Genomic DNA, 18,369 nt, shown 5'->3' with positions numbered 1-18,369 from the left:
AATGCAAATCGTCGTCCAGATCCTCCTTGTTCTCGGAGTCATCTTCCTGTCCTTCGTGCTCATGCGCGGCTCGGCGAACGCCCGTCACATGGCGGTCCGCCGCATGATGACGATGTTCTTTGCCCTCGCGGCCATCGTCTCGATCTTCTGGCCCGCACTTCTGCAGCGCATCGCGAACCTCGTCGGCGTGGGCCGCGGCACGGACCTCGTGCTCTACGCCTTCATCGTCACCCTTCTGATCTTCATGGCGACGACCTACCAGCGCTTCCGCGTCCAGGAAGTCGCCCTGACCAAGCTTGCTCGCACGATCGCCCTCAAGGAAGCCGACAAGCCCTGGCTCAACGAGCGCGCCTGAGCCGTGAGCGCCCCGAAGCCACACCGACCCAGAAAAGAGGATCGCGTGACTATTGACGTCATGTTCCCGTATTACGGCGATGTCGCCATGATGAAGGCCGCCGTGGATTCGGTGCTCGCCCAGACGCACCGGGATTTTGTTCTGACCATCGTTGACGACGGATACCCGGACGAGACTCTCCCCGCCTATTTCGAGGACCTTGTCGCACGGGACGACCGTGTGGTCTACCACCGCAACGAGAAGAACCTCGGCGCGAACGGGAACTACCGGAAGTGCGTTGGCCTCGTGAAGCATGACGTCGTCGTCATCATGGGGGCGGATGACATCATGCTCCCGAATTACCTCGAGACCATTGCCCGCGGCTTCGAGTCCTTTGACGTCGACATCATCCAGCCCGGCATTGAGGTCATTGACGAGAAGGGCAGCGTGTACCTGCCGCTTGTCGACCGGATCAAGGCCGGCATGCGCCGAGCCCTCGTCGGCGGCGCCTCCCAGGCCGTTCTCGAGGGCGAGCCGCTGGCCGCGAACCTCGTGGACGGCAACTGGCTCTACTTCCCGTCGGTGGCCTGGAAGGCCGAGGCGATCACGCGCCACAACTTCCGCGAGGGCTATGACGTCGTCCAGGACCTCGCGCTCGCGCTCGACGTCATCATGGACGGCGGACGGCTCCTCGCCACGGACACGGTCTGCTTCCAGTACCGCCGCCACCGCGAGTCCGACAGCTCGGTGCGTGCCCTCGACGGCCGCCGCTTCGTCGAGGAGCGCCGCTTCTTCGACGAGAAGGTCACCGAGTTCCGCGCCCTCGGCTGGAACGCTGCGGCCCGCGCCGCGAAGCTTCACGTGACGTCGCGGCTCAACGCCGCTTCGCTCGTGCCCAAGGTGGTCTCCAAGCGCATGTGGCCCGGCCTCGCTGCGCTCGCGAGGCACGCGGTGCGCCCGTAGCGGGCGCCCCCACGCTGTTACTCTGGCTGAAGTTGCGGGTTCCGCTTCGGCCGACGACGCTCCTGGCGGGTGCGAGCACCCCCTTAGGATCAGGGACCCTAATTCCTCAAGTACGAAGAGACGAAGGCAGAGGTGAGGCGCATGTCCATGCTGGACGGTGCATCGGTTTTGATCACAGGCGGTACCGGATCGCTCGGAAAGGCCCTGATCAAGGAGATCCTGGCGAACCACAACGTCCGCCGGCTGGCGATCTTCAGCCGCGACGAGCTCAAGCAGTTCGAGGTCCGCAACATGTTCGGCGACGACCCGCGTCTGCGCTGGTTCATCGGCGACATCCGTGACCGCCACCGCCTCAACCGCGCTTTCCACGGCGTCGACTACGTGATCCACGCGGCCGCCCTCAAGCAGGTCGACACGGCGGAGTACAACCCGTTCGAGTTCGTCGAGACGAACGTCCGGGGATCCCAGAACGTCATCGACGCCGCGATCGACCAGGGCGTCAAGAAGGTCGTGGCCCTCTCCACGGACAAGGCCTCCAGCCCGGTGAACCTCTACGGCGCCACGAAGCTCTGCGCCGACCGCCTCTTCATCTCGGGCAACCACTACGCCGCGGCCTACGACACCCGCTTCTGCGTGGTCCGCTACGGCAACGTCATGGGCTCGCGCGGCTCGATCGTGCCGAAGTGGAAGGCGATGGCCCAGGCCGGCGAGTCCCTCGGTGTCACGGACTTCCGCATGACCCGCTTCTGGATCACCATTGAGCAGGCCGTGAAGTTCGTCCTCGACTCCTTCGAGATCATGCAGGGCGGCGAGCTCTACGTGCCGAAGATCCCCTCGATCCGCATCACGGACCTCGCCAAGGCTGTCGACGAGAACGCCAAGGTCCACGAGATCGGCATCCGCCCGGGCGAGAAGCTCCACGAGGAGATGATCGCCGCCGACGACTCGCGCCGCACGATCTCCGTGGGGGACCGCTACATCGTCGAGCCGCACCTCGAGGGCTGGGGCTACAAGCGCCCCGAGGGCGCCGAGACGGTCAAGGACGGCTGGAGCTACCAGTCGGACGGCAACGAGCGCTTCCTCTCCGTTGAGGAGCTGCGCGAGATGTTCAAGGCGGAGGGCCTCTAAAGATGCTTCCCTACGGGCGCCAGGACATTGACGAAGCGGACATCGAGGCTGTCGTCGCTGCGCTGCGCAGCGACTGGCTGACGACGGGCCCCGAGGTGGCGCGCTTTGAGAAGGCCATCTCCGAGGTCGCCGGCGGCGCGAGCGCCACCACGGTGACGAGCGGCACGGCCGCGCTGCATACGGCGTATGCGGCGGCCGACCTGGCGCCCGGCGACGAAGTCGTCACCACCCCCATGACGTTCGTGGCCACGCAGTCCACGGCGTGCGCGTTCGGGGCGAAGATGGTCTTCGCGGACATCGACCCGTTCACGGGCAACCTCGACCCGGAGGCGGCGGCTGCCGCGGTGACGGACAAGACGCGCGTCATCGCGACCGTCGACTACGCCGGCCACCCGGTCAAGGCCCCCGAGTTCCAGAAGCTTGCGGCGGAGTCCGGCGCGCTCTTCCTTGAGGACGCCGCGCACTCGATCGGCTCGACGCTGAACGGCGTCCCCGTCGGCCAGCTCGCGGACCTGACGACGTTCTCGTTCTTCCCCACGAAGAACCTGACGACGGCCGAGGGCGGCGCCGTGGTGACCCCGCGCGCGGATCTCGAGAAGCGCGCCCGCAACTTCAAGGGCCTCGGCATGATCCGCGACCCCAAGGAGATGCGGGCCGAGGACGAGGGCGGCTGGTTCTACGAGGTCCAGGAGTTCGGCCTCAACTACCGTCTCCCGGACGTCCTCTGCGCGCTCGGCACGAGCCAGATCGCCCGACTCGGCGCGGCCAAGGCCCGCCGCCAGGAGATCCACGACCGCTACAACGCCGCGTTCAAGGGCAACGAGAACCTCACGCTGCCCGGCGTCGAGCAGGGCGCGGAGCCCATGTGGCATCTCTACCCGCTGCGGGTGGAGGCCGCGCGCCGCCGCGCGATCTTTGACGAGCTCCGCAACCGCGGGATCGGCGTGCAGGTCAACTACATCCCGAGCTACTGGCACCCGGTCTTCCACGACATGGGCTACAAGCGCGGCATGTGCCCCAACGCTGAGGAGTTCTACGCGCAGGAGATCAGCCTGCCGCTCTTCGCCACCCTCGCCGATGACCAGGTCGACTTCGTCATCGAGAACGTCCTGGAGATTGTCGGTTCATGAGCCTGCCCGCCCCGAACACCCAGCAGATCAAGCGGCTGAATATCGCGGACGCCCCGCGGGTTGTCGCCGTCATTCAGGCTCGCGTGGGCTCAACCCGCCTGCGGGCCAAGGTCCTCCGGGACCTCGGCGGCATGCCGGTGCTTGAGTGGGTGCTTCGCGCGGCCAGGGCGGCGCACGGCATCAACGAGGTCGTCATCGCCACCTCGGACTCGCCGGACGACGACACGATCGAGGCGTTTGGCGCCGAGCGTGGCGTGCGCGTCATCCGCGGGTCGGAGGACGACGTCCTCTCTCGCTTCCTTCTTGCCGCGCGCCTGACGAATGCGGACGCCATTGTGCGCCTCACCGCCGACTGCCCCCTTCTTGACCCGCAGATCATCTCGCAGGTCGTGTCGATCTGGCGGCAGGATCAGGCCGTGGACTACGTCTCGACGACGCAGCCGCGCTCCCTTCCCCGCGGCCTCGACGTCGAGCTTGTCCGGGCCTCCGCCCTCCTCGCGGCCGACGCGCGGACCGAGCCCCATCACAGGGCGCACGTCACGAGCGCGGTGTACGAGGAAGGGGCGGGGTTCGTCACGGGCTCGCTCACGTTCAAGCCGACGTACGATCATTTCCGCGTCACCCTCGACACGGACGAGGACGCTCAGCTCCTCGACGCCCTCGTGGCCAAGTGCGGCACCGACATCCCCTCGTGGCGCGGCATCCTGCGTGTCCTCGAGGAGAATCCCGAGATCGTCGCGCTCAACGCGCATATCGAACAGAAACCCCTCACCGAGGGCTGACGCCGGTCCTCACGGCCTCACAAGGAGACCCGAAACCCGCCATGCACATCGTCTTCCGATGCGATTCCACGAAGCACCAGGGGCTCGGGCATGTGTTCCGGGCCGTCTCGGTGGCGGACGCGGCTGTTGCCGCCGGTCACACAGTCGAGTTCCTCGCCCGGATTGAGTCCGAGGTGGGGCGGCGCCTGCTGAGCGACCACTCCTTCGAGGTCACCGTGCCGGAGTCCACCGAGGCCGCCTGGGTGGCGGAGTGGGCCGCCGAGCGCCGCGCGGACGTCCTCCACGTGGACACGTACGAGAGCCAGGGGCCCTTGCGAGCCGAGCTCGACGACCGCGGCATTCTCCTCTCGAGCCTGGAGGACGGGCCGTGGGGGCGGCGCCCCGCGGATGTCGTCGTCGACCCTTCCGCCGGCGCGGAGAACGCGTACCGCCCGTGGGACGGATCCGCGCGACTCCTGCGTGGCCTCACCGCCATCCCGCTCCGCAGCGAGATTCTCGCGGACCTCGAGGCGGCGGAGGTGCGCCGCGCCGAGTTTGAGCGGACGGGCGGGCCGCTCCGCGTCCTCATCGTCATGGGCGGCACGGACGCGCGCAACATGACCAGTGTCGTCGCGGGATGGTGGGCGGACGCCGGGGTTGAGTCGACGACGACGCTCGTCTCCGCCCGCGAAGACCTCGACGTGCCCGGGATGACGGTGGTCAAGCCAGGCCCTGGCATTGCGCGCTCGTTCGCGGAGATGGACCTCGTCCTCTCAGGCGCGGGGACCACGATGTGGGAGCTCGCCGCGCTGGGCGTGCCCCAGGGTGTGGTGCAGCTCGTGGACAACCAGGCGGACAACTACAGCTTCGCGGCGTCGAGCCGCATGGCGGCCGGCCTCGGGTCGGTCGCGGGCCTGGGCGACGACGAGTTCGACGCCGTTGACCTGCCTCCGGCCGAGCGGGCCGCCGCCGTGGAGACCCTGCGCCGCCTGGGGACGGACGCGCAGGCGCGCCGGGAGATGGCGCAGACCGGGCGCGCGCTTGTGGACGGGCGCGGCGGGCAGCGGATCGTGGAGCTGTGGGCGGAGGCTGTCCAGGCGCGGGCCGGGGACGTCTCGGCGCGCCGTGCCACCATCGACGACGCCTCGGTCCTCTTCGACTGGCGCAACGACCCATCCGTGCGGGCCGTGAGCCGCGAGAAGGGCGAGCTCAAGTGGGACTCGCACGTGGCGTGGCTCAAGGGGACGCTTGCGCGAGCGGACCGCGAGCTGTGGATTGTGCGGCGCGGCGGCGAGCCCGTGGGCACGCTGCGGTTTGACGAGCTGGTCCCGGGGGAGTGGGAGGTGTCCATCACCGTGGCGCCGACCTCCCGCGGGCGCGGGCTCGCGGGCGTGTTCCTCGCGGAGACCGAGAGGGCGTTTGCGCGGTCCCGGTCGGGCGAGGTGCGGCTCGTGGCCGAGATGCTCGAGGAGAACGCGGCGTCCCGCCGACTGTTCGAGAGCAACGGGTACTCGGGCGGTCTCAAGGACGAGGGCGCGGAGGAGCGCTGGTTCCGCCTGACGAAGACCCTCCAGGCCTAGCCTTACCCGTCCGGTCTCGCGACTAGTCCCGCTCCCAGCCCCTCCCCACCCCATCCCGTTGCGGGGCGGTTTTCGCACGTTTCCGGGCGGGTTTTTGGGTCAAAATCGCCTCGCAACGCGCTTCACTCGCAACGGGAGGCGCGAGGGGATGGCGGACCGGGCTGGGCCCGATCCGCCAAGCGCTCGCCGTTAGACGATGTCCCAGGTGAGCGGCGTGCCGGCCTCGGCGTCCTTCGTGAAGACGCGGCCCATGACGGTGTCCGTGTAGCCCGGGGTGAGGCCGCCAGCGGGGCGGATCGAGCGCACGTTCTCCGCCGTGACTTTCTCGCCCGCCTTGACGTCCTTCGTCACCCAGAGGGAGCGCCGGAGCCGCTGGGACTCGCCCTCGCCGCTCGTGACCTGGAGGTTCGCGGAGCCGAGGGCCTGCCACGCCACCTTGGACTCGTCCACGAGGGCCTTGAGCTCGTGCGGCTCGAGGGAGAAGTCCGAGTCCACGCCGCCGTCTGCGCGCGAGAGCGTCACGTGCTTCTCGATGACCGTGGCGCCGAGGGCGACGGCGGCGATGGCGGCGCCGATGCCCATCGTGTGATCCGAGAGGCCGACCTGCACGTTGAACGCGTCTCGCATGACGGGGATCGTGCGGAGGTTGGACTCGGCCGGAGACGCCGGGTAGGACGAGGTGCAGGCGAGGACGACGACCTGGTCGTTGCCCTCGGCGCGGATCGTCTGGACGGCGCGGTCGATGTCCGTGATGGACGCGGCGCCGTTGGAGAGGATGACGGGCTTGCCGGTCTGGGCCACGCGGCGCAGCAGCGGCAGGTCCCCGATCTCGAGGGACGCGATCTTGTACAGGTCCACGTCGAGGTCCTCGAGGAGGTCGACGGCCGTGAAGTCGAACGGGCTGGAGAAGGGGATGAGCCCCTTGGAGCGCGCGCGCTCGAACATGGGCGCGTGCCAATCCCACGGCGTGTGCGCCTCGGTGTAGAGCTTGTACAGGTTCTGCCCGCCCCAGAGGGGGTGGTCGTCGGAGATCTTGAACGCGGGCTTGTCCGAGTCGATCGTGATGGTGTCCGCGGTGTAGGTCTGGAACTTCACGGCCTGGGCGCCGGAGTCCGCCACCATGTCGATGATGTCGAGCGCACGCTGGAGGTCTCCGTTGTGGTTGCCAGAGACTTCGGCGATGATGAACGGCTCGGCGCCTTCGCCGATCTGGGTGTGGCCGACGGAATACAGCGAATCACTCACGGGATCTCCTTGATGGTTGAGTGGTTCCACTCTACAAGGGAGCCCCGCAGGCGGCGCGTCAGGTGCCCATGACGTGCAGCACCCCGAGGACTGCCAGGGAGACGACGACGGCGGCCGCGAGGAACAGGGCCGGGCGGGCGAGGGAGAACCGGGCCCGGCCGCGGGCCATGAGGGCGTAGCCCGCGCCCAGGAGCGCGAACGCCAGCACCTTGACGTACGCCACGAGCACGAGGTCCCCGTGGCTCGAGGGCCACACGGCCAGGAGGCCGGCGACGACGACGACGCTTGCGGTCAGCCACGCGAAGCTCCGGGTGGCCAGCCGGGCGAAGAGGACCGACATCATGACGAGGTACACGGCGTATCCGATGCCCACGAGGGGCAGGACAGCAGCCACGCGCGTCACGTCGGGGCTGCCCCCGGCGATGATGAGGACGCCGAGCCAGGAGAGGACCGAGCCCGCCACGGCCATGCCGGCGGCGAGGAGGCTCGCGCGGTCGAGGGTGCCCCGGACGGTGGCCTCGAAGGCGTCCTGGCCCTCGTGCACGGACTTCATGATGGCCGGGCTCCACGCGTTGTTGAGGCCGGCGAGGACGGCGATGGGGCCGAGGGCGAAGACGCTGGCCGCCAGGTACACGCCGCTCTCGCCGGGGGGCGCGAGGGCCTTGAGAAGCATGACGTCGCCCTGGCTGAGCAGGATCATCGCGAGCGAGTGCGGCAGCAGCGGCAGCCCGGCGACGACCGCGATCCGCACGGCCCCCATCTCTCGCGTCGGCAGGCTTGGCCGGGTCAGGGCCACGGCGGCGAGCGCGGTCGCGGTCGAGGCGATGGCGAAACCGACCATGTAGTGGGCGGCGCTCGGGCCGGTGATGACAATCGAGACCAGCCCGGCCGCGTGCGCCACGAGCGAGGAGCCCCCGGCGAGGGCGACGAAGTGCAGCGGCTTCGTCTCGGCGCGCAGCTGCGCCTGGGCGGCGAGGACGACGGCGAGGGCGCCCATGGACCAGATCGCCGCCAGGATGGACGGCTCCAGCCCGGCCGCCGCGCCGATCGCGCATGCGACAGCCGCCACGGCCAAGGCGAAGAGGCCGTTGAAGCCGTTGATCGCCCGCGCCTTGGCGGGACCGCCGTCGGGCTCGAGCCAGGCCCGGGTGATGGCGAGGGGAAGCCCCGCGGAGAGGACGACGAGGCCGATCTGCATCATCGACACGGCGAAGGCCGTGGTCTCCCACCCGTGCGAGCGCGGGCCCCCGAAGAGCGCGATCGAGAACGGCTGCACGAACACCGCCGCGAGCCCCTGGACGGCCGCGCCGATGAGGTACAGCAGGGGCGCGCGCTTGGCGAGATTCATCCTCTAGCGCGTGGGCTGAGCGATCTCAGGCTTGATGACGCGCCGCATGACGGTTCGCGGCAGCGGGTCCGGCAGGTGCTCGAGCGGGTGCTTGAGGAACTCGAGGGGGTTGAGCTTGACCCCGTCGACCACCTCGCCCACCTCGCGCTTCTTGATGCCGAGGACCGTCAGAGCCTTCTCGATGGGCGCGCCGGCCCAGTAGTCGAACGCGGGTCGCGGCGAGGGGGACTGCCACCCGAGGACCTGCCGCAGGCCTGTCGGCGTGCGCATGGCCCCGCGGCCGAGTTCGGCGTCGGCCAACGCAGTCAGGGTGGCCTGGTCCGTGTCTGCCGAGTAGAACTCGGGCCAGATGCGGGCGAGGTACTCCTCGCTGGACGTCTCCGCGATGCCCTTGATCTGGAAGTGGGGCCCGTAGATCTCGGTGGGAGTGCCCACGGCGGCCGCGTACATGAGGGCGGTGGCGAGGCGGTTGGAGACGACCTTCTCCGCGCTCGTCACGAGCCAGAGGATGCGCGCGAGGAAGGCGGGGTCGCGGCGCTCGCCGGCCGTCGTGATGCGGTGGCCGGCCTCGGTCCAGGCGCTGACGATGTCCTCGCGCTGCATGTCGTCGACGTGGAGGCACACCACGGCGGGGCCCTCCTTCTCGAAGACCTCGCGGGCGTAGGCGCGCTGGTCGCCTTCAACCTCCACGAGCCGGGTGCCGTGGAAGGGAATGACGACGACGGGCAGCGTCTTCGGCGGGATGCCGCCGGAGCGGCGGACGAGGTCATACAGGTAGAGGAACGGGGAGCCGATGGCCGTGGACGTGAAGCCCGTCTCCTTGGCGGACTCCGCCTCGTTCCAGCCGCGCGCCTCGTGGGACCACACGAAGAGGTTGCCCGCGGGGGCGGAGCTCGCAAGGTCCGCGAAATGGCTGGCGATCGGCGTGATCGGGGTCCAGCCGTGCTGGACCAGGCCGCCGATGTGGCGGGGGCGGCTCAGGCCGGCGTGGGCCGCATACGCCGCCGAGTGGCCGTAGAAGTGGTTCTGGATGTCCACGTGCGCTCTGTCCTCTTCACTCCCCGGGCTGTGGGGATGACGTGTCTCATGCTTGACGCCCCGCGGGCGGGGCCGGATCGCGGGGGACCCGCAGTTCTTGTCAAGTCTAGGCCCGGGTCCTGCGGGTATGCCTTGAAGGGTGCCGAATGTGTCGGATGGCCCCGGCGCCCCGCGTTGTCCGCAGGGCCGGGTCGACGACCGCGAGACGCCCCGTCAGGGCCGCAGGGCCTCGATGACCTCGGCTGCCCCCGGCCTCTCGCCCAGCCCCGCGTTTCGCAGGCTCGCCACAAGATCCGCCGTCCCGGCCCCGGCCCACAGGCTGAGCGCCTCGGCGTCCCCGCGCGAGGCGGCCGCCGCGCGCAGCGGCGATGTCAGGTGATGGACCTCGGGGTACGCTGCAGGCGCGTCGTCGTCATGAGCCTCGAGGAAGGTGTTGACGAGGGAGCGCGCGGGCCGCCCGCTGAAGGCCCGGGTGGCGCGCGTGCCCCGGGCGCCCGCCTCCGTCAGGGCGGTGCGGTGCGCCTCTCGCGTTCCGGCCTCGGCGGACAGGAGGAAGGCCGTGCCGGCCTGGACGGCGCTCGCACCCGCGTCGAGGGCCGCCCGCACGAACTCCGGGCCCGTCACCCCGCCGGCCGCAATGACGGGCCGCCCTCGAAGCCCCGGATGCCCGGCAGCCGCCCGGAGCAGCTCGAGCGTGGACTCGTCCGTTGGCTCCTCGCCCACCGCGAACGTGGACCGGTGCCCGCCCGCCTCGGCGCCCTGGACCACGACGGCGTCGACGGGGCGCTCCAGCACGGCGTCGAGGTCGGCGGCGCTCGACAAAGTCGCGGCCGTCGCGATTCCGGCGGCGGACAGGCGCGCCAGCGCGTCGTCGTGCGGCACACCGAAGGTGAAGGTGACCGCGTCCACGCGCTCGCGGAGGAGGACGTCGAATTTGCCGGGGAAGTGGTCGTCGTCGAAGTGGGGGTCCTGGGGGAGCGTGACGCCGGCCCGCTCCGCGTCCGCCGCCAGGGTCTCCCTGTAGCGGCCGACGACGCCGGGGGCCGCGGGGCTCCCGCCCGGGACGAAGAGGTTGACCGCGATGATCGAGGCGCCCAGGCTGCGGGTCGCCGCGATCTTCTCGGCGAGGCCCTCGGGGGAGAGGTAGCCGCCGGGGATGATCCCGAGCCCGCCCGCGGCACCGACCGCCGCGATGAGCTCCGGGGTGGAGGGCCCGCCCGCCATGGGCGCGCAGATGATGGGTACGGAGGGGAGGGGGAACCGGGTGGCGGTGCTCATAGTCCCGAGTGTGAACCGGGAATGGGCGGATGTCCAGGGGCGGCGGGACTGCACGGGGCGGGAGCACGGGGCGCATGTCCGGCCGTTGTCCACAGGAGGCAAGCGCAACGGGCCCCAAGCTCGTAGACTGGAGGAATCATGGCTGCCACCGACTTCCCCGCTGAAATCCGCGCCCTGCGCGCCACCCTCGAGTCCATCGAGGCGGTGACGGACGTGCCCGCGCTCAAGCGGACCATTGCCGAGCTGTCCGAGGAGGCGTCCGCGCCGGACCTGTGGGATGACACGGACAAGGCGCAGGCCGTCACGTCCAAGCTGTCCCACGCCCAGTCCTCGCTGGAGCGAGTGACGAGCCTGGCCGAGCGGATCGACGACCTCGAGGTCCTCGTGGAGCTCGGCGAGGACGAGGAAGACCCCGAGTCCATGGCCGAGGCGGAGAAGGAGCTCGTCAAGATCCGCAAGGCGCTGGACTCGCTCGAGGTCGTGACGCTGCTGAGCGGCGAGTACGACGAGCGCGACGCCGTCATCACCATCCGCGCGGGCGCGGGAGGCGTGGACGCGGCGGACTTCGCCGAGATGCTCCTGCGCATGTACACGCGTCTCGCGGAGCGCCGGGGATGGGACGTCAAGGTCCTTGACACGTCCTACGCGGAAGAGGCCGGCCTCAAGTCGGCGACGTTCGAGGTCAAGGCGCCGTACGCGTTCGGCACCCTGTCCGTCGAGGCGGGCACGCACCGGCTCGTGCGCATCTCGCCGTTTGACAACCAGGGGCGCCGCCAGACGAGCTTCGCCGCCGTCGAGGTCATCCCGCTCATCGAGACCACCGACACCATCGAGATCCCGGAGTCGGAACTGAAGATCGACGTCTTCCGCTCCTCCGGCCCCGGCGGGCAGTCCGTCAACACGACCGACTCGGCCGTGCGCATGACCCACATCCCCACGGGGATCGTCGTGTCCATGCAGAACGAGAAGTCCCAGATCCAGAACCGGGCCGCCGCGCTGCGCGTCATGCAGTCCCGCCTGCTCCTGCTGAAGAAGGAGCAGGAGAACAAGGAGAAGAAGGAGCTCGCCGGCGACGTCAAGGCGAGCTGGGGCGACCAGATGCGCTCCTACGTGCTCCACCCGTACCAGATGGTCAAGGACCTGCGGACGGGCCACGAGGTCGGCACGACGGCGGCCGTGTTCGACGGCAACATCGACGACTTCATCGACGCGGGCATCAAGTGGCGCGCGGAGCAGCGTCAGGCGTAGTCGCCGCGCCGAACCGCGTTCGGGGTGGCCGGCGCCCGGCGTAGGCCCCCGGCGCTGGCGCGCGGCGACGCGGCAGGCGTAGACTGACTGATTCAATCTTCCCAATCATTGACGGCGAGACCCGCCCCAAGGAGAACATCGTGGCACGCGAGACCGGACGTCAGCTCATCGCGAGCAACAAGAAGGCGTTTCACAACTATCACGTCATGGACACCTTCGAGGCCGGCCTGTCCCTCATGGGCACCGAGGTGAAGTCCCTCCGCGAGGGCAAGGCCTCCCTGGCCGATGGCTTCGCCACGTTCTACAACGGCGAGCTGTACATCGAGAACATCTACATCCCCGAGTACCTCAACGGGTCCTGGACCAACCACTCAGCGCGCCGCCGCCGCAAGCTCCTGCTTCACCGCGAGGAGCTCGCCAAGATGGAGCGCAAGACGCAGGAGGCCGGCCTGACCATCGTCCCGCTGTCCCTGTACTTCCTCAACGGGCGGGCCAAGCTTGAGATCGCCATCGCCAAGGGCAAGAAGGACTGGGACAAGCGGCAGACCCTGCGGGAGAAGCAGGACAACCGAGAGGCCCTCCGCGCCATGCGCGCCCGCAACCGGGGTGACGCGGCGTGAGCCCTGTGGCAGGCGGGCGTGGCTCGCAGGACCACGGGACCAGGCCGGATGTCGAGGCCTGGCCGGGGGAGCATGACCTCCGCGACGATGCACGAGGGGCCGAGGCTTGGCCGGGAGAGCGGGACTCCCGCGGTCGCGCCGAGCGGGATGCCTCCGAGTCCACCGGGGGCGGGGATCTCTCCGACGCCTTCGCGTGGGACGGGCCCGAGGGCGCGTTTGACGACGAGTTCGGCGAGGAAGCCCACGCCGATGGTGCGCCCGTCGGCCGCCGTCCCCTCTGGGTCACCGCGTCCGTCATCGTCAACGTGCTGATCTTCGTGGCGCTCTTGCCGTTCATGATGGTGCTGCTGTTCCCGCCGTTCGCGGTGTACTTCGTGGAGCTGGCCAGGATCATTGTCTGGATCTCGCCGCTGCTGCTTGTGGGAGACGCGCTGGCTTTGGCGTGGGGCTTCCCGCGCAAGCGCCCCGTGGTCACGGGCTTCTCCCTTCTGGGCCTCGTCTTCGTTGCCGTCTCCTTCGCCATCACGCTGTATGCGGCAGGCGGTCAGCCGGTCACCGTGCTGGGCATTCCCTTTGGAGGGGCCGACGACGGTGCTGGCGCGGGGATGGACCCCGCGACCTGATCCGGCGCCGATGAGTGGTTGAGGTGTTGCAATCACTGGGTTGACGGTGCTAGAGTAGAGTCTCCGCTCGCGTTCGCGCGGCGGGCTGTTTGACAACAGAACATGGGGATGATCGGTTTCGACGGTGTTTGTCGAGGCAGGTGAAGCGGGCCGAGGATGCAGAGTCATCTCGTCAACGCTCTCTGCAAAACCAATAAGTGCCGAATCCAAGCGCACTGACTTCGCCCTCGCTGCCTAAGTAGCGAGCAAGTCCGTCAGCCGGGGGATGCTATCGCCCCCGATCCTGGCGTCGTTTAGATAGCCACTGCTGGGCACCCTCGCCGTTGGGGTGCCTGGGACTTTTAGACGGCTGGGCCCGGGACAGTCACTTGTCTGCATGATGACTGGGGCCGAGAAATCCCGAAGCAGACTGCGCCCGGAGAAGCCCTGGCAACACAACATCGGACGGGGGTTCAATTCCCCCCATCTCCACTTGAACAGCCCCGGGAAACCGGGGCTGTTTTCGTTTCTGCTCTCAAAAGTGGGAAATCCGCTCTCAGAAAGACGAGGATTGACCCCATGGCGTACCTCGTCACTACGCTCGAACGGACGGGACCAGCTACGTCGTCCGCTGGCAGGGCACTGACGGAAGGCCCGCTCGATGACTGGTGGGGATCAGTCGAAGGGGTTTGGACTCGGACTGCCAGACGGCGTCCACCTCATGATGAACAGGGGTGTTTTATGCGGTTTTGAGCCGCGGCCTGTCTCAAGTGGTTCGTTCTCGGTTGCGGTTCAGTTAGCGGTCCAGTTCTCGGGGGCCGGGCCAAGGATTTTTTGCCCAGCCTTCACGACGAATGTTCAGAAGAGCAGATTTCCCCCACCGCCAATGGCGGCACCGATCATCAGCGGCACCTGTCTGCCCAGAACGAGAACGCCAGTCTTAGTGCCCCATTTCGTCACGAATCGTGGACCCAAAATCTTGTTCGCCCTCTTCACGGCTGCCATCGGGATCGTTTTGACGACTTTCTTGCCCCAATGCGGTGCCGCGTGGCCGATGACTTTGTTGAGGACCTTAGTAGAGGCGGAGTTGCCAAGGAGAATCGATGTCACAAGTAGTCGGCGCCGCTCCAGATCTTCCAAATCCAAATGGTGGACCTCAGTCAGGCACAGAACATAGAAGACGGATGCTTCCAAGTACGTCACGAGATCGGCGACGGCCGCGGCAGCCCCCGCGCCAGTTCCTGAAAGAGTCACCACGCCGAGGTACGACTTGTCCAAATGCGAAATGAGCTCCTGAGGAGTCATGTCGGGATGCAGTCGTCGAAGGCGTGCGACATGGGCTTGGGCCTTTGGCAGTTGGAGATGCAAGGCCTTGTCGTCGCCTTTGGTGATGCGCACTCGCGCATCGAGGGTGGGCGTGTTTTACATGGCTACGATTGTGCCCTGCGCGGGCTCACCCCGAGGGCGAGCGCCTCGATGGGGTGAGCTGCCCCCCCCCACATGGTTCCTCGCGGACCGGCCTGGTCGTGCCTAGGCGCGGGCGAAAGTCAACGGCACGAAGGTCTCATGCAGTGCAGCCATGACGGCGCTCAACGCGGACTCTTCCGCAATCTCCGCACGGAGCTCCGCAGCTGTCAATGCGTCACTCGGAGCAGCGGATACTGGCGTGGCCTTCCTTTGCGTGACGACGTTCGTTGCGTATGTTGCGATAGTCTCCGCGGCGGATACCAGATCTGCTTGAAATGCCATCGTGGACACCGACCGAGGAATCGTGTAGAGCCTGGCTTCGTGGGTGCCGTCTGGGCGCGTCACGACCAGTACGGCGCCCGCATTGTTCAGCTCTCCCCGGATTGGTTCGATGGCCCCAGCGGTGGCGCTGCTGTCAAAGATGCGCTGCGCCTCGTCATCCGTCACATAAACGCAGAGCTGATATCTGTCCGCTGTCTCGTAGGGGTCGTCAAAACCCCAGACGAGGACTGCTCCTTCCCCTGCGGGGAAAAGCTCGATGGTGGGGCGCTGCGGCGTGCCCAAGACGAGCACGGCGGTCTGCGGATTCATCAGAGGAACCACATCGGCCGGAAAAACGTCAGACGGGCGCGGAAGGCTCGCTTGGATGTGTCTCTTCGTCTTCGTGGGCTTCATGGTGGTCCTCCTTCCGATGCGAGGCGAATCGGGACTGGGTGCCGCGGTCCCAGGGAACGGCGAGTGCTTCCGTTCCATCCGTGGCTTTAGGATACGCGATGACCTCAGCGTGACCGGGGTTCTTGCGAGTGGGGACTTGGAGGGTAAGGAAGCGATCCGCTCGTAGCTCGCTCGCCTTGAAGTACCCAACCGAGCTGTCCTTCGGCGCGGGCGAGCGCCCTGTCATGAGGTAGTAGAGGGCTGTGGCATCAACTATTCCCCCACTACAGAGATGCCCCGTTCGTGCTCGCGGGGCGAGTTTCGCCATTGGTACTTTCTCGTGAACTGTGTGAGCGTCCCGCGTGTGAGCCACGCGGGCGATCCTTCGTCGTGGGCGCGAGACTTGGGCCCATCTCGCCAGCTGGATGTCATCTTCAGGGCGGCTATTCGTGTCTACTGATGTGGATTTTGCAACTGGCGCAATCGGTCAGGAAGACGCAGCCGCCTGGTCGCCGCGCCGGTCCTGGGAGGTCATGCGCAGGTCCACGGCGTAGATGATGGCCGCCAGAACGAGCACGGCCACCGTTGCCCCTGGATAGTTGACGTCGGCGGTGGCGCTGAGCGTCTTTGAACCTGCCTGGATGTCGGCGACGAACGGGATGGGGAGAGGGATGCCCGTGGCCATGGTGAGGAGGGTGAGCCCGAGGACCGTCACGTGCAAAGTGAGCACCGCGGCGAAGAGCGAGGCTGGCACCATGAAGACGCGCCGGAGAATCAACATGATCTGCGTCCTTTCACGCGTGGAGGCCGGTTCGGCCCCGTCTGGTGCACTCTGGGCCGCTCCTGCAAGCATCGGCGTGCGTGAGCAGCCACATTGAATAGCATTTGTGTGGAAAAGTGTACGCCTCTACCGCGGGCGCGCCAAGAGTTGACGCTCGGCCCGTGCCAGCCCATGGCGACTCGGAAGCGGGGTTGCCTCAAGCAGCTTCCGGCGAGCCCCGGGAGGGATAGGAGTGAAAGGTCGTGCTGGACCAGTACGTTGTGCAGGAGACCGCGTTGCATGCGCGGGCGACGCCCGGATGCTCCTCCTATGCAGACAGTGACGCCCGTGACCTGACGTGTGACGACCTCGCGGCCCGGCTGTTGCAGCGGGCCAGCTCTCTCGCGAAGCATCCCGATGAGCGGCCCGTGTCCGTGGACACCCTCGAAGCCGCCGACGCGGTCCTGGCCACGCGGCTACGCGACGTCGTCGTCCCCAGGCTCATTGACGCCGCCGCGCACCTCATTGCTCGCGAGGCGCAGGCTCAAGGGGTGGTTGCACGGGTCATCGAGGGGGCCTCGGGCGCGATCTTCCTGGAACTGGGGGACGGGCGGTACCTCGACCTGACCCAGGCGTGTGGGGCTCAGCTCGGCAGCGCGAGCCCAACCGCGTTCTCGGACCTCCTGGCCCAGCTGCGGGCGGTGTCTCCCGGCGCATAGGCTTGGGCAATGCCTTCTTCCCCCGCCGGCGCGTCACCGGTTTCCGCACAGGCCTCCGCACCGCCTCCAATCCCCGCGTCGACCCCCGTCCAGACCCGGACCCTGGTCGTCGCCGTCCTGGCGAGCTTCATCGCGATCCTCGACGGCTCCGTGGTCTCCCTGGCCCTCGTGGCCATCGGGCGGGACCTGGGCGGCGGGCTCGTGGAGCAGCAGTGGGTCGTCTCGGGCTACCTGCTGAGCCTCGGCGCGCTCATCCTTGTGGCGGGGTCCCTCGCGGACCGGTTCGGGCGGGAGCGCGTCATGGCCGCGGGCCTCATCGGCTTCGGCGCGACCTCCGTCATCTGCGGGCTGGCCTGGGTGCCGCAGGTGCTCATCGCGGCGCGCATCCTCCAGGGCGTGGCGGGCGCGTTCCTCGTGCCGTCCTCGCTCGCGATGATCATCGGCGCCTTCAGCGGCCGCGCCCAGGGCAAGGCCATCGGCACGTGGACCGCCTGGACGTCGGTGGCGGGCATTGTGGCCCCGCTCGTCGGCGGCCTGCTCGTGGACGCGCTCTCGTGGCGGGCCGTGTTCTTCGTCAACGTGCCGCCGGTCATCGTGGCGCTTCTTGTCCTCTCGCGCCTCCCTGCCGCCAAGCCGGACGCGAACGCGCGGCTCGACGTCCCCAGCGCCGTCCTCGCCGCCCTGGGCCTCGGCTCGCTCGTCTTCGGGCTCATCGAGCTCTCGGGCGCTGCGGGCCCCGGGCCGCTGTCCTTCGGCCTCCTTGCGTTCGGTGTGGTCTGCATCGGCCTCTTCGTCCGGCGCCAGGCCGTGTGCGAGCACCCCATGATGCCCCTCGGGATCTTCAAGGTGCCTAACGTCGCGGCGGGCAACCTCACCACGGTCTTCGTCTACGGGGCGATGGGCCTCGGCTTCTTCGCCCTCCCGCTTTACCTCCAGGCGGTGCTCGGCATGAGCACGCTGCTCACGGGCATCGTCATGATGCCGCCCACGCTGCTCCTTCTCCTTGCTTCGAGCTGGGTGGGCCGCCTCTCCGGCCACCACGGGCCGCGGTGGTTCATGGCCGGGGGATCGGCCCTCGCGGCAACGGGCTACCTCCTCATGGCGGTGCTCCCTGGCCTGGGCGGCCGGACGGACTTCTGGACGCAGGTCTTCCCGGGCATCATCGTCTTCGGCCTGGGCCTGACGCTTATCGTCGCGCCCCTGACGTCTTCCGTGCTGGAGCACCTCTCGGCGTCCCGGGCGGGCATCGGCTCGGCGGTCAACAACGCTGCGGCGCGCATCGCCGGGCTCGTGACCGTGGCGTTCGCGGGCCTCGTCATGGGCGGCGCCGTCTCGGCGGACGGGTTCCGGCGCGCTGCGTGGACCACGGCGGCGCTCCTCCTTGTGGGGGCGCTCGTCGCGGCGGTCGGCGTCAAGAACCTCCCGTCTTCGGCTGGGGACGCGCATGACGACGACGGCGGGGCCCGCTGACCGCGGCCACCGCCGTCGTCGTCA

18 protein-coding genes and 1 other RNA gene are annotated in these 18,369 nt (G+C 68.4%); 12 read left to right on the top strand and 7 right to left on the bottom strand.

What is annotated here, in order from left to right; translation table 11 throughout:
- The first annotated feature begins 1 nt into the window (after position 1).
- From J2S35_RS01760 to J2S35_RS01735, 6 genes are all read left to right on the top strand, one after another.
- Entirely contained in the window at positions 2-355 is a 354-nt protein-coding gene (locus tag J2S35_RS01760; protein ID WP_309849159.1) for a DUF2304 domain-containing protein, read from the top strand.
- A 45-nt stretch (positions 356-400) separates the two neighbouring features.
- A complete protein-coding gene (locus J2S35_RS01755; RefSeq protein ID WP_309849156.1) occupies positions 401-1,297 on the top strand; it encodes a glycosyltransferase family 2 protein in 897 nt (298 codons plus the stop codon).
- 147 nt (positions 1,298-1,444) lie between these two features.
- Positions 1,445-2,425 carry a UDP-N-acetylglucosamine 4,6-dehydratase (inverting) gene (pseB, locus tag J2S35_RS01750; RefSeq protein WP_309849153.1) on the top strand — a complete coding sequence of 327 codons (981 nt, stop codon included), beginning with the start codon at positions 1,445-1,447 and terminating at the stop codon, positions 2,423-2,425.
- Positions 2,426-2,427: 2 nt separating this feature from the next.
- Entirely contained in the window at positions 2,428-3,555 is a 1,128-nt protein-coding gene (locus J2S35_RS01745; protein WP_309849151.1) for a DegT/DnrJ/EryC1/StrS family aminotransferase, read from the top strand.
- Positions 3,552-4,337 carry a glycosyltransferase family protein gene (locus tag J2S35_RS01740; protein WP_309849150.1) on the top strand — a complete coding sequence of 262 codons (786 nt, stop codon included), beginning with the start codon at positions 3,552-3,554 and terminating at the stop codon, positions 4,335-4,337. Before J2S35_RS01745 ends, J2S35_RS01740 begins: the two co-directional genes overlap by 4 nt.
- A 41-nt stretch (positions 4,338-4,378) precedes the next feature.
- A complete protein-coding gene (locus J2S35_RS01735) occupies positions 4,379-5,896 on the top strand; it encodes a bifunctional UDP-2,4-diacetamido-2,4,6-trideoxy-beta-L-altropyranose hydrolase/GNAT family N-acetyltransferase (RefSeq protein WP_309849149.1) in 1,518 nt (505 codons plus the stop codon).
- A 189-nt stretch (positions 5,897-6,085) separates the two neighbouring features.
- Here J2S35_RS01735 and pseI read toward each other — a convergent pair whose 3' ends face one another.
- The 4 genes from pseI to J2S35_RS01715 all read right to left on the bottom strand — a co-directional run bounded on the left by pseI (position 6,086) and on the right by J2S35_RS01715 (position 10,805).
- A complete protein-coding gene (gene pseI, locus J2S35_RS01730) occupies positions 6,086-7,141 on the bottom strand; it encodes a pseudaminic acid synthase (protein WP_309849147.1) in 1,056 nt (351 codons plus the stop codon).
- Positions 7,142-7,199: 58 nt separating this feature from the next.
- Positions 7,200-8,489, bottom strand: a complete 1,290-nt coding sequence (locus tag J2S35_RS01725; protein WP_309849146.1) for a polysaccharide biosynthesis protein — start codon at positions 8,487-8,489, stop codon at positions 7,200-7,202.
- A gap of 3 nt (positions 8,490-8,492) precedes the next feature.
- A complete protein-coding gene (locus J2S35_RS01720; RefSeq protein ID WP_309849144.1) occupies positions 8,493-9,527 on the bottom strand; it encodes a hypothetical protein in 1,035 nt (344 codons plus the stop codon).
- A 213-nt stretch (positions 9,528-9,740) separates the two neighbouring features.
- Positions 9,741-10,805 (bottom strand): nitronate monooxygenase, encoded by a 1,065-nt coding sequence (locus J2S35_RS01715; RefSeq protein ID WP_309849140.1) that lies wholly within the window; start codon positions 10,803-10,805, stop codon positions 9,741-9,743.
- Positions 10,806-10,943: 138 nt separating this feature from the next.
- Here J2S35_RS01715 and prfB point away from each other — a divergent pair, with 138 nt between their 5' ends.
- The 4 genes from prfB (at position 10,944) to ssrA (ending at position 13,770) form a co-directional block, all read left to right on the top strand.
- Entirely contained in the window at positions 10,944-12,053 is a 1,110-nt protein-coding gene (prfB, locus tag J2S35_RS01710; RefSeq protein WP_309849137.1) for a peptide chain release factor 2, read from the top strand.
- Positions 12,054-12,193: 140 nt separating this feature from the next.
- Positions 12,194-12,673 carry an SsrA-binding protein SmpB gene (smpB, locus tag J2S35_RS01705; protein WP_309849135.1) on the top strand — a complete coding sequence of 160 codons (480 nt, stop codon included), beginning with the start codon at positions 12,194-12,196 and terminating at the stop codon, positions 12,671-12,673.
- Entirely contained in the window at positions 12,670-13,296 is a 627-nt protein-coding gene (locus J2S35_RS01700) for a hypothetical protein (RefSeq protein ID WP_309849134.1), read from the top strand. The genes smpB and J2S35_RS01700 overlap by 4 nt, the downstream gene beginning before the upstream one ends.
- A gap of 104 nt (positions 13,297-13,400) precedes the next feature.
- Positions 13,401-13,770: a transfer-messenger RNA gene (gene ssrA, locus J2S35_RS01695) on the top strand.
- A 363-nt stretch (positions 13,771-14,133) separates the two neighbouring features.
- Here ssrA and J2S35_RS01690 read toward each other — a convergent pair.
- From J2S35_RS01690 to J2S35_RS01680, 3 genes are all read right to left on the bottom strand, one after another.
- Positions 14,134-14,673 carry a hypothetical protein gene (locus tag J2S35_RS01690; protein ID WP_309849132.1) on the bottom strand — a complete coding sequence of 180 codons (540 nt, stop codon included), beginning with the start codon at positions 14,671-14,673 and terminating at the stop codon, positions 14,134-14,136.
- Between the two features lie 132 nt (positions 14,674-14,805).
- Positions 14,806-15,417, bottom strand: coding sequence for a hypothetical protein (locus J2S35_RS01685; protein WP_309849129.1), 612 nt, complete (start codon positions 15,415-15,417; stop codon positions 14,806-14,808).
- 466 nt (positions 15,418-15,883) lie between these two features.
- Positions 15,884-16,177, bottom strand: a complete 294-nt coding sequence (locus J2S35_RS01680; RefSeq protein ID WP_309849126.1) for a hypothetical protein — start codon at positions 16,175-16,177, stop codon at positions 15,884-15,886.
- Positions 16,178-16,419: 242 nt separating this feature from the next.
- Between J2S35_RS01680 and J2S35_RS01675 the strand changes: the two genes are divergently transcribed.
- Together J2S35_RS01675 and J2S35_RS01670 are read left to right on the top strand one after the other, a co-directional pair.
- A complete protein-coding gene (locus J2S35_RS01675) occupies positions 16,420-16,875 on the top strand; it encodes a hypothetical protein (protein ID WP_309849125.1) in 456 nt (151 codons plus the stop codon).
- A 9-nt stretch (positions 16,876-16,884) separates the two neighbouring features.
- Complete coding sequence (locus tag J2S35_RS01670; RefSeq protein ID WP_309849123.1) at positions 16,885-18,345, top strand: MFS transporter; 1,461 nt, start codon at positions 16,885-16,887, stop codon at positions 18,343-18,345.
- Positions 18,346-18,369 lie beyond the last annotated feature (24 nt).

The organism is Falsarthrobacter nasiphocae, from assembly GCF_031456275.1.
In the GTDB taxonomy this organism is placed as follows: Bacteria; Actinomycetota; Actinomycetes; order Actinomycetales; family Micrococcaceae; genus Falsarthrobacter; species Falsarthrobacter nasiphocae.
This window is presented reverse-complemented; position numbering and strand designations above follow the sequence as displayed.